Source organism: Mesorhizobium sp. M0060 (assembly GCF_040323155.1).
In the GTDB taxonomy this organism is placed as follows: Bacteria; Pseudomonadota; Alphaproteobacteria; order Rhizobiales; family Rhizobiaceae; genus Mesorhizobium.
This window is the reverse complement of sequence record NZ_JAMYUP010000017.1, coordinates 129,480-140,344: the sequence shown is the minus strand read 5'-3', so window position 1 is coordinate 140,344 and position 10,865 is coordinate 129,480. Positions and strand designations below refer to the sequence as shown.

At 61.6% G+C, this 10,865-nt stretch carries 8 protein-coding genes and 1 pseudogene; 8 read left to right on the top strand and 1 reads right to left on the bottom strand.

All coding sequences use genetic code 11. The features are described from left to right. A partial coding sequence (locus NKJ94_RS18455) for an ATP-binding protein (RefSeq protein WP_352526942.1) occupies nt 1-2,211 on the top strand: 2,211 nt, incomplete at its 5' end. On the opposite strand, the gene NKJ94_RS18450 is transcribed toward NKJ94_RS18455, so the two are convergent. Then, nucleotides 2,169-2,426 (bottom strand): hypothetical protein, encoded by a 258-nt coding sequence (locus tag NKJ94_RS18450; protein WP_352526941.1) that lies wholly within the window; start codon nt 2,424-2,426, stop codon nt 2,169-2,171. The genes NKJ94_RS18455 and NKJ94_RS18450 overlap by 43 nt on opposite strands. A gap of 562 nt (nt 2,427-2,988) precedes the next feature. Between NKJ94_RS18450 and mprF the strand changes: the two genes are divergently transcribed. From mprF to NKJ94_RS18415, 7 genes and pseudogenes are all read left to right on the top strand, one after another. Further along, a complete protein-coding gene (mprF, locus tag NKJ94_RS18445; protein WP_352526940.1) occupies nt 2,989-5,604 on the top strand; it encodes a bifunctional lysylphosphatidylglycerol flippase/synthetase MprF in 2,616 nt (871 codons plus the stop codon). A 23-nt stretch (nt 5,605-5,627) separates the two neighbouring features. After that, nucleotides 5,628-6,956, top strand: coding sequence for a virulence factor family protein (locus NKJ94_RS18440; protein ID WP_352526939.1), 1,329 nt, complete (start codon nt 5,628-5,630; stop codon nt 6,954-6,956). A gap of 337 nt (nt 6,957-7,293) precedes the next feature. Then, a pseudogene (locus NKJ94_RS18435) lies at nt 7,294-7,386 on the top strand (NAD(P)-binding domain-containing protein); the annotation flags it as partial. Between the two features lie 31 nt (nt 7,387-7,417). Then, on the top strand, nt 7,418-7,708 hold the full coding sequence (locus NKJ94_RS18430; protein WP_352526953.1) for a hypothetical protein: 291 nt from the start codon (nt 7,418-7,420) through the stop codon (nt 7,706-7,708). A 283-nt stretch (nt 7,709-7,991) separates the two neighbouring features. Further along, nucleotides 7,992-9,518 carry a DegQ family serine endoprotease gene (locus NKJ94_RS18425; protein WP_352526938.1) on the top strand — a complete coding sequence of 509 codons (1,527 nt, stop codon included), beginning with the start codon at nt 7,992-7,994 and terminating at the stop codon, nt 9,516-9,518. Between the two features lie 106 nt (nt 9,519-9,624). Then, the gene (locus tag NKJ94_RS18420) at nt 9,625-10,596 is read left to right on the top strand and encodes a quinone oxidoreductase family protein (RefSeq protein ID WP_352526937.1); all 972 of its coding nucleotides are present in this window, start codon (nt 9,625-9,627) and stop codon (nt 10,594-10,596) included. Nucleotides 10,597-10,601: 5 nt separating this feature from the next. Then, a complete protein-coding gene (locus NKJ94_RS18415) occupies nt 10,602-10,844 on the top strand; it encodes a DUF1427 family protein (RefSeq protein WP_352526936.1) in 243 nt (80 codons plus the stop codon). The last annotated feature ends 21 nt before the right edge of the window (nt 10,845-10,865 follow it).

Below are 10,865 nucleotides of genomic sequence, written 5' to 3'. Positions count from 1 at the left end.
CTGCTTTGGACGGCGCCGACTCAATTCGAATTGGCTGAATACCATTTCTACGGGGCACTTGCTCGGGCGGCGCGTTGCGATACGACCTCAGCCGAGGAGCGGCCCCCGCATTTGGAAGCGCTGAGAGCTCACGACAAGCAGATTGCGCTTTGGGCGAAGAATTGTCCGGAAACCTTCGCAAACCGCGCGGCACTGGTAGGCGCAGAGATTGCGCGCCTGGAAGGGCGAGACGCCGATGCGATGCGCTTGTACGAGCAGGCGATTCAATCGGCTCGGGAGAACGGTTTCGTGCAGAACGAGGGGCTGGCCCACGAGCTCGCCGCGCGGTTTTGCGCGGCGCGCGGCTTGGAGACGATAGCACACGCCTATCTGCGGAACGCAAGGTACTGCTATCTCCGCTGGGGTGCCGAGGGCAAGGTACAGCGGCTCGAGCGATTGCACCCGCACCTCCGCGAGGAATCGGCTCGGCAGCCTCCCACCGCCACCTTTGGCGCCCCCATCGAGCAGCTGGACGTCGGTACGGTCGTCAAGGCCTCGCAAGCGGTGTCCGGCGAGATCGTCCTGGGCAAGCTCATTGAAACCCTGATGACGATTGCGCTCGAGCATGCAGGCGCCGAGCGTGGCCTGCTCATTCTACTGAGGGGCGGCGAGCCGCAGATCGTGGCGGAGGCTATCACCAGCCACGGCAGAATCGAGGTCTCTGTTCGAGAGATGGCCGTAAATCCGTTGGCACTCCCCCGATCCGCGCTTCACTACGTGATCCGGACACGGGAGAGCGTGGTCCTTGATGACGCTTCGGTCAGCAACTTGTATTCGGACGACGAGTACGTCCGGCAAAAGCACCCCAGGTCCGTCCTCTGCCTGCCCGTCGTCAAACAAACGAAGCTTGTCGGCGTACTCTATCTTGAGAACAACCTGACGCCGTACGCCTTCACGTCGAGCCGGGTGGCGGTGCTGGAATTGCTGGCCTCGCAGGCCGCGATTTCGTTGGTAAATGCCCGCCTCTATTTTGAAGTGCAACGGGAAAACACCGAACGCGAGCGCGCCGAAGATGCCCTGCGGCGGAGCCAGGCCTATCTGACCGAAGCGCAGAGATTGAGCCGCACCGGCAGCTTCGGCTGGAGCATCGCCACCGGCAAGATCATCTGGTCGGATGAGACATTCAGGATCTTTGGATATGACAAGGCTCCTTCGGCCACCATCGACATGGTCGTTCAGCGTACCCATCCGAACGATCGTGCTTCCGTGCAACAGACCGTCGACCGGGCGGCCAGAGACGGGAAGGATTTCGATCATGAATATCGATTGCTGATGCCGGATGGCTCATTGAGGTATGTCCACGCCGTGGCTCACGCGGTAAAGGACGCATCGGGCAACATCGAGTTTGTTGGCGCGGTGACGGACGTCACTGCAACCAAACAGGCCGAGGAGGCGCTGCGGCAATCGCAGATGGAGTTGGCGCATGTCACGCGCGTGACAACCTTGGGCGAGCTGACCGCCTCGATCGCCCATGAAGTCAACCAGCCGCTCGCCGCCATCGTCACCAATGGCGAGGTGTGCCTGCAATGGCTCGACCGTGAGGTACCGGACCTGGCCGAGGTGCGCGAGGCTCTTGGTGACATGATCAACAATGGCAAGCGGGCAGGCGAAATCATCCAGCGACTTCGCGCGCTTTCCAGGAAGACCGAAACCCAGAAGGTAGCGCTGAACATCAACGATGCGATCAGCGAGGTGATCCCGCTGGTGCAGCAGGAGGTGATCAGCCATCGGGCGTCGCTGCACCTGGACCTGGCGCCGACGCTGCCGGCCGTGCTCGGTGACCGCGTGCAACTGCAGCAGGTGATCATCAATTTGATCGTCAACGGCATGGAGGCCATGGCGTCCGTCACCGACCGGCCACGCGAGCTGGTGGTCCGGTCGCAACTGGACAATAGCGGCCAGGTGCTTGTCGCGGTCGAAGACTCGGGCGTTGGCATCGAGCCCGAGAACGTGAACAAGCTCTTCAACGCCTTCTTCACGACCAAGCCCAGCGGAATGGGCATGGGGCTGTCGATCTGCCGCTCAATCATCGAGGACAACGGCGGCACGTTGTGGACATCGCGCAATGAGGGGCCGGGCGCTACGTTTCAGTTTGCCTTGCAATCGCATCACGAGGGTCTGCCCGTGACTCAGCCGACGCAGATGGCGAAGGCGCCGGCGGCGAGGAACTGATTGTCGTCATCGTCCAATGAGACTTTATTCTGCGGGAAGCTTTCCCTTACGATCGACCTGCGCACGGAGACTTTCGACTCTGCAGCACTTTCTAGCTCTTTGGCGAAGGTCAAAGGTCCCATATCGTGGACCTTGTTGGTGCGACGAAGCTGAAGCTCCGCGGGCAAACAATCCGCACCAATTCCGGTTGCCCGGACCTTTTCGTGATTGGCCATGGCGACCGCAAATCGGAGCGGGGTAGGGCATCGGCGCACAAACAGAATCCTGATCCATGCATCCCGCGCTCGGCCGACCGTCGGACATATTCGAACCCCTGCTGATAATCGCAAGAAGAAACCAGCCGCCGCAACCGAGACAAAGCCTTTCGACAAACCGGCATTTATAAGCGCCAAATGTCCCTTGATGGCGGGCCTGATCGGTCGACTTTTTGAGCGCACTCTTGGCTGGCGCGACGCTTGGGGCATCAGCGGCATGCGCGCTAGCCTGCCGTTCCTGATCCCTGCATGCCGAGAAGCGAGGTAAGGAAATGAGACTCGGATTCACCGAACTAAGACGCATTGGCCTCGGTAGGGCAGCGAACCTGTTGAAAGGCCCTCATGACGTGACGCCCCACAACCGGACGCGCTCGAAAGCGGGAATGCTCGTCGCGTTCAGCCGTGGCGCGCCCAACGGATGTATGCAAGACATCGCATGTTCCGCTCGATGAACGCTCAAGAAGCATTCTTGGCACCGAGCGAAGTAGACAAGTCCGCGTCGCTTCGAGCCGCGGATGCCGAGTTGAAAGAACTTCGGTCGATCGGCATCGACGTGGAAAGCGCCAACGAAGGCGTTAGCGAAGTCGAAGAAGGCGGTTTCTGGAGGCGCAACCGTCCGCGCTTCCTCGCCCTGGCTGTGGTTGCCGTGGTGGCACTTGCGGTGCTGGCACTCAATCGCATTCTGGTCGACGTCAACTACGACGACCTCATCGTTGCGATACAAGACACTTCATGGCTGAATATCGGCCTCTCGTTGCTCTTCACCACATTCAGCTTTGCTGCCCTCTCGATCTATGACCGGCAAGCGCTCGCCCTCGTGCCGCATAAGGTGCCGTTCAACTATGTGGCCCTGACCAGCTTCTGCGCATATGCAGTAGGTAACGTAGCCGGTTTCGGTCCCTTGACCGGCGGAACGATCCGTTACCGCTTCTATTCGCCTCTCGGTGTGTCGCCGGAGGACGTTTCGCGCATCGTCGGATATGTCACGGCGGCATTTGGCTTCGGTCTCCTGTTCGTAACCGGGCTTGGCCTCCTGATGGCAGACGCAAAGCTTGCTGCGCTGGTCGGCCTGCCGGCGATTGCGGTGCGCGTGGCCGCTATCGCGATCCTGCTTTTCGTCAGCGCGGTGTTCATCGCAGCGACGGTCGGTCCGAAGCAGGTGACAGTTTTCGGGCGCACTGTCGCTCTTCCAGGTCCGAAAGCGCTGGCTCTGCAACTCGCCGCGACAGTTTCGGATCTGATTGCTTCGGCGCTTGTCTTGTGGGTCTTGCTTCCTGCTGGTGCGATCGACTTCCCCTCGATGCTGTCCATTTACTCCGTGGCAATCGCGCTCGGCATACTGAGCCACGTACCTGGCGGTGCCGGTGTTTTCGAGGCAGTCATCCTCGGCGCGCTCGGCACTACGGTGTCGCTCGATGGAGTGGTGGGAGCGTTGGTTCTCTACCGCGTGATCTACTATGTGATGCCGTTGGCGGTGGCGGTGATCGTCCTCGCGGTCACGGAGGTCAGGCGCGCAGCAGTGGCGAATTCGGCTCTCGCGCGGGGGACGGTAGCACTGGTGCCGCTCGTTCTGTCGGCCTTTGCCGTGGTGCTCGGTGCGATGCTCGTCTTCTCGGGTGCCACGCCCGCTTCCGGCCAGAAGCTGGATTGGCTGCAATCCGCATTTCCGCTTCCGGTCGTCGAGGCAGGTCACTTCATTGCCAGCATTCTCGGCCTCCTCATGATCCTGGCCGGTCGTGGGCTCGTGCATCGGCTCGACGGCGCGTGGTGGCTGACGGTCGTGCTTGCGGCGAGCTCGATCGTGCTCGCCTTCGTCAAGGGCTTTGAGGTCGGCGAGGCAGTGCTGCTTGCCATCCTTTTCGTAACGCTCTTGTCGACCCGCAACATCTTCAGCCGGCCCGCCTCGCTCATCGAGGATAGGCTGTCTCCCGGATGGTGGCTTTGCGTCGGCACCATCCTCGCGCTCGCCCTGGCGATATTGTTCTTCGTGTACAAGGACGTCGGCTATTCGCATGAGCTATGGTGGCAGTTCGAATTCACCGCAACCGCACCACGAAGCCTCCGGGCTCTGCTCGGCGTCGGCCTGAGCGCCGGGTGCGCAGCTGTCTGGCTGCTGACCCGCGCGCCGGCGGGCCGAAGCGCTCGACCGACTGCGGACGAGCTACGTGCTGCCATCTCGATCATCGACAACCAGCCCCTGGCAGATGCCAATCTCGTGCGGACCAGCGACAAGAGCCTGCTTTTTTCCGCCAATGATGACGCCTTCCTGATGTACCGCAAACGAGGGCGTTCGTGGGTTGCCTTGTACGGTCCAATCGGCAATCCCGCCGCTCATTCGGAATTGGTCTGGCGTTTCGTCGAGCTGGCGAGGCGGCATGGGGGGCGCGCAGTGTTCTACGAAGTGCCGGGGGAGAGCCTTTCCATATACGCCGATGCCGGCCTTTCGGCGTTCAAGCTCGGAGAGGAGGCGCGGGTCGGGCTGGAGTCCTTCGATCTCAAGGGTTCCCGGCGCGCCTCGATCCGGACGGCGCTTAACAAGGCCGAACGTGACGGCATCGTGTTCGAGCTCTTGCCCGTCGACCGTATCGGCGAATCGATGGACGAGCTTGAGCGCGTCTCCGCAGCGTGGCTCGCCGAGCACGCGGTGCGCGAGAAGGCCTTTTCACTGGGCGCTTTCGAGCGCGGATACATCGCCACTCAGCCAGTCGCCGTATTGAAGCGGCAGGGCCGCATCCTCGCCTTCGCCAATGTCATGACGACGGCTGAGAAGCAGGAAGCGACGGTCGATCTCATGCGCTTCGATCCGGAAGCGCCGAACGGCAGCATGGAAGTCCTCTTCGCGCGCCTGCTCATGCATTTCAAGCAAGAGGGGTACAAATGGTTTTCGCTGGGCATGGCGCCCCTTGCCGGGCTCTCCGGGAATCCGGCCGCACCGATCTGGCACCGCGTCGGCAGAGCCGCCTATGACCACGGAAAAGCGTTCTATAACTTTCGGGGTCTGCGTGCCTTCAAGAACAAATTCGATCCGATCTGGACGGCCCGCTACATGGCGGTGGCCAGCGGCTTGAGTCCATTGCTCGCGATCGCCGACGTCACGGTCCTGATCGGCGGCGGAATTCGCGGAGTGATTTCCAAGTGAGGCCCCTGTGGTTTCGCCTCGGCTTGGCAGCGACCATCGGCGCGACCGCCTTCACCGTGTACTGGATGCGCCCCGAGCCGCTGCCCGATACCGATACCTTGGCGATCGCCGACCTTGTGAAGCCGCAACAGGCTGCCAAAGGCATAGTGTTCCTCTTCTCAGGCGTGGACGGGTACACCGTGGGTGATGCTCAGACCGCTCGCGAGTTCGCGGCGGCCGGCGCGCTGGTGGTCGGCATCGATCTGCGCAAGAGCTTTGCCAAAGTGCAATCGGAGTCCGATTGCGTCTATTTCGTTTCCGATATCGAAGAGCTAAGTCAGTTGATCCAACGCTCTGCTGGCGCGCAGACCTATCTCAATCCCATCATTGCGGGGACCGGCGCCGGCGGTTCGATGGTGATGGCAATCATGGGGCAGTCGCCGGACGCGACGATCGGACGTGCAGTCGCCGTCGATCCAAAGGCGGATTTGCCGCTTCCGCAGGAGCTCTGCAGCGATGCTCCTCACCTTCGGGCCGCGAACGGGCAGGGCTGGATCTACGGCCTGCAGGAAGGCACGCTGCCCGCACCGATCACCGTCGTCCAGACGCCGAAGGCAGATCCGGCAGGGCAGGCCCACGTCTCCGATTTGATCGCCCAAGGATTTCCGATCGATCATGTCACAGCAGCGGGGGAGACGATGGCGTTGACTGCTGCTGTAGAACACGCTCTCACGCAATCGGCTGCGCCGGCCGGCGATGCGTTGGCAGATCTACCGATGGCCGTGCTTCCTGCAGTGGCCAGTCACGACACCATGGCGATCGTGTTGTCGGGTGACGGAGGCTGGCGCGACATTGATAGCGAAGTGGGAGTAGCGCTCTCGCAAGCGGGCGTGCCAACCGTCGGGATCGATTCGCTGCGCTATTTCTGGACGCGCAAGCCGCCCGAGACGATCGCCGCGGACCTGACCAGAATCATTGAGCACTTCACCAAGACCTGGAAGGTCCAGCGTGTAGCATTGATCGGCTATTCGTTCGGGGCTGACGCGCTCCCTGCGGCTTACAACCAATTGCCTCCGGCAGAAAGGAATCGCGTCTCCCTGATTTCTTTGCTGGCGCTGAGTTCTTCGGCGGAGTTCGAGTTTGACGTCAGCGGCTGGCTCGGAATGGACGGAGACACTTCGCACCCGACACTTCCCGACGTTGCGAAAATTCCCGCGTCGATCCTTCAATGCGTTTACGGTGCGGACGACGACGAAAGCGTCTGCGCCAAACTCGCCGGCAGCGGCGCCGACGTCGTCATGATGGACGGCGGACATCACTTTGATGATGACTATGCGGCGCTGGCCAACCGCATAATCGCACGGATACGCTGACCGAATCCCGGCTCGCCAGTCAGCGGCCGTCGCTGACGGGGCACCGCGACTGGGCGGGCAGCATCGGGTGACGCTGAAATGCGTGGATCCCCCAGCGCACCAGGCCGGCCGATTTCATCCCAGTCCGCTGAACATCAGTCGCGACCGCCAGTCTGGCACCACGTCCACCGATGGGTACGCTCTGCGAACCCAAGGGGTGATAACCGCAAGGACGGACCAGCCGCCGCAAAGGCGGCAAAGCCTTTGCACAAACCTGCGGGTATTTTGCTGCTGAGCATGATGGAAGGCGGCCTGGGGAGCAAGCAAATGAACGTCGGATTGGGCGGTTGGCGCGGCGATGGCTGCGAACCTGTTGAAAGCTGGCCACGATGTGACCGTCTACAACCGGACCCATTCCAAGGTCGAAGCCACGGTTTGTTGGCCGTCGCAGTTTGCGGCGGAAAATAACAAGGAGACTGCAAATGGATTGCAATCTAGAATTGTTGTGGATTCCATCCACCAGCGCCGGCGTTATCATATCGATCTGTCTCGCCGGTACTGTCGCGACTGCCACTGCCCAGGGCACCGTGGCGACCATCGTGGCCGACCAGGTGCGAAGCCAAGGCTTCGCTTGCAAAAATCCAAGCTCAGCGGAGCGCATTGAAGCTGAGTCCACCCCCAATCAGACCGTCTACCTGCTCCAGTGCGAGGGCATAACCTACCACGTGCTTTTGATTCCAGATCAAGCAGCTGACGTGGCCAGAGTTGACTGAAGCCCTGTGCGGGACGAAAGGGAACGGCCTCCAGCGAGGATGCACTTCCACAATCGATGATCAAATTTTCTTGAAAAACGCTGCATCGGCCCGCAAGTTAACCTACGTAGTCTTGCAACGAAAAGTATAATTCAGAACTAACCAGCAATAGCTTAAGTAAATCGGCTTGATCGAAAGCTCGCCAGCGAGGCTAGCGCGTCCGATCGGCCATACGCCGGATAGACGGTTCCGCACGAAGAACACGCCACGGCGCCTGGATCAAGGCCTCGCACGGATCGCGACCATGTCAATTTCTAACGTCCTTCGCAGGCACCGCGCCGTGCTGTTTTTCTCCGCTGTGGTAGTGGCGCCCTTCGCCGTTGGGGTCGCTCTGAACGCGAGCTTCGCCGATACGGAAACGGGCTCCTCCCAGGTCGCCTCCGCCACTCCTGCTTCAACCACCTCCTATGCTCCGATCGTTGCGGCCGATAAGCCGGCGGTAGTGACCATCACCTCGATCATGAAAGCTTCACCGGCGCCCGATGACCAAACCGAGTCTTCCGACGGCGGCTCGCCGTCCGACGAGCAGTTGCCTCAATTCTTCGACGATCGGGGTATCCCGGCGCCCAAGGCGCCGCCGCAAGGAGCGACGCAATTGGCAGAGGCCCTCGGCTCCGGCTTCATTATCAGTTCAGATGGCACCATCGTCACCAACAACCATGTCATCGACGGAGCTTCCGACATCAAGGTGACGCTTGACGATGGAACGGAGCTCCCGGCAACCCTTGTCGGCCGAGATGCAAAGTCGGACCTCGCGGTCCTGAAGGTAAAGGCTGGGAAGCCCCTTCCCACTATTGCCTGGGGTGATTCCGACAGGCTTAGGGCAGGTGACCCGATTCTGGCGATCGGCAATCCGTTCGGCATCGGAACGACAGTCACTGCGGGAATCGTTTCCGCCCGCGGGCGCGATCTTCACAGTGGTCCGTACGACGATTTCCTGCAGATCGACGCACCGATCAACCACGGTAATTCGGGTGGGCCCCTTGTCGACACCAACGGCACTGTCGTGGGTATCAACACCGCGATCTATTCGCCCAATGGCGGCAGCGTTGGCGTCGGATTTGCGATCCCTTCCCATGAGGCTGAACAGATCGTCGCCAAGCTGGTGAAAAGCGGTTCGATCGAACATGGGTTGCTCGGCATCGTGATGCAGCCGGTCACACCGGACCTCGCAAACGCCCTCGGCCTGCCAACGCCCGAAGGTGCATTGGTCGCTCATGTCGGCGATGGATCGCCTGCCGCCCATGCAGGCATCGAGACCGGCGACGTCATCACCGGATTTTCCGGCCAAACCATCAAGGAGCCCAAGACCCTGTCTCGAGCTGTGGCGGATCTCGTACCGGGAAAGAGGGAGGCGCTGTCCGTTTGGCGCAATGGGAAGACAGTTGCGCTGTCGGTGGTCATTGGCGGCAACGACGACAGTGTCAAGCCGATATCCGCAACCAACTCTTCGCAGCCGGTGCATTCCAGTTTTCCAACACTCGGTCTAGCGCTTGGTGACCTCAATCAAACCGTTCGCCAAGCCTTGAATGTGTCTTCGCGCGTGCGTGGTGCCGTGGTGGAGGGGATCGATCCCGACCAGCCGGCAGCCACCACCGGCATTGCATTGGGCGACGTCATCGTCGCGGTCAATCACATGCCGGTGAAGACTGCGAAGGAGACAAGTCAGGCCATTAGTGCCGCGGCAAAATCCAGCAAGAAGTCGGTGCTGCTGCTGATTGAGCGCGGCGAACAGCAGACATTCATCGCATTGCCGTTCGGCAAGGGCTAGTTCGCCGTGATGGTGGCATGCTCGTCGGGACGGGGGCAAAATCCTACAAGCTCACCTGATCCCGGCAACCGCCCCGGCGCGCAGGCATTCGAACAAGGTCACCGTCGTGAAAGCAATCACATTCTCCCGCTTCGGCGCACCCGATGCGCTGGTGGTCGCAGACATTCCTGACCCTAAGCCCGGCCATGGCGAGGCGCTGGTTCGGGTCGAAGCCGCTTCGGTCAATCCGAGCGACGTGAAGAACGTGGCGGGTGCGATGTCGCAAACCACCCTGCCGCGCGTTCCGGGACGGGATTTCGCGGGCGTCGTGGAGGTCGGACCGGATGAATGGATCGGCATGGACGTGTGGGGCAGCGGCAATGCCGGATTCACCCGCGACGGAAGCCATGCGCAATACATCATCGTTCCTGTCGCCAGCCTGCGCCGCAAGCCGGAAAGATTGAGTTTCGACGAGGCTGCATCGGTCGGCGTGAACTACCTTGCAGCGCATCGCGGCTTGGTGGATGCGGGCGCGCTGCGCAGCGGCGAGACACTCGCGATCATTGGGGCGGGTGGTGGGGTCGGGAGTGCCGTGGCCCAAATCGCGCGGCGCATGGGGGCAAGCAAGATCGTTGGCGTGGATCGGTCCGCCCCCGACCTAGCCTCGGCAATCGCAAGGGCAACGGACGCATTCATTGCCGGGGCATCGGACACTGCAGCCGCCGTGCGTGATGCGCTCGGCGGCAGAGGCGCAGACTTGGTGTTCGATGCCGTGGGGGGCGTCATGTTTGGCACATCGTTGGCCTGCCTCGCGCCGCAGGGACGCCTTATCGAGATAAGCGCGACCGGTCAGCGGGAGGTGACATTCGACGTCGCGGGCTTCTATCACAATGAGAGCCGGATTTTCGGCGTGGATACCTTGAAGCTGGACCTGACCGCTGCCGGCGCCATCCTGGAGGGGCTGCGGCCTGGCTTCGAAGATGGTGACTACCGGCCGCCCTTCATTGCCGGAACATTCCCGCTGGTTAACGCGGCAGCGGCCTATCAATCCGTGGCGGATGGACAGGCCGGACGGATCGTGCTGCGACCGCAGGGATGAACCGCATGCTCTCGGCCGCACTTTCAATCATCGCCGGGTTGGCCGTCGGGGTAGGCTATGGCCTGTGCGGGATACGTTCCCCGGCGCCACCGGCGATTGCCCTTTTGGGGCTGCTCGGGATGCTGGCAGGGGAACGCGGCGTCCTTCTGGCCCGACACCATTTCGGCAACCAGCTTTACGATGCCTCGCCTGCCCAGGCGCCCGCAAATCTGTCCGACCATCGAACGCCCGAAACACTGAGAGAGTGAACCATGCAGGCGCAGAGTCAA

What these genes read in the sequence shown, in the direction of transcription:
- NKJ94_RS18450 (WP_352526941.1), bottom strand. Translation starts at nt 2,426, where the DNA reads ATGGCCAATCACGAAAAGGTCCGGGCAACCGGAATTGGTGCGGATTGT.
- NKJ94_RS18430 (WP_352526953.1), top strand. Translation starts at nt 7,418, where the DNA reads ATGGATTGCAATCTAGAATTGTTGTGGATTCCATCCACCAGCGCCGGC.
- NKJ94_RS18425 (WP_352526938.1), top strand. Translation starts at nt 7,992, where the DNA reads ATGTCAATTTCTAACGTCCTTCGCAGGCACCGCGCCGTGCTGTTTTTC.
- NKJ94_RS18415 (WP_352526936.1), top strand. Translation starts at nt 10,602, where the DNA reads ATGCTCTCGGCCGCACTTTCAATCATCGCCGGGTTGGCCGTCGGGGTA.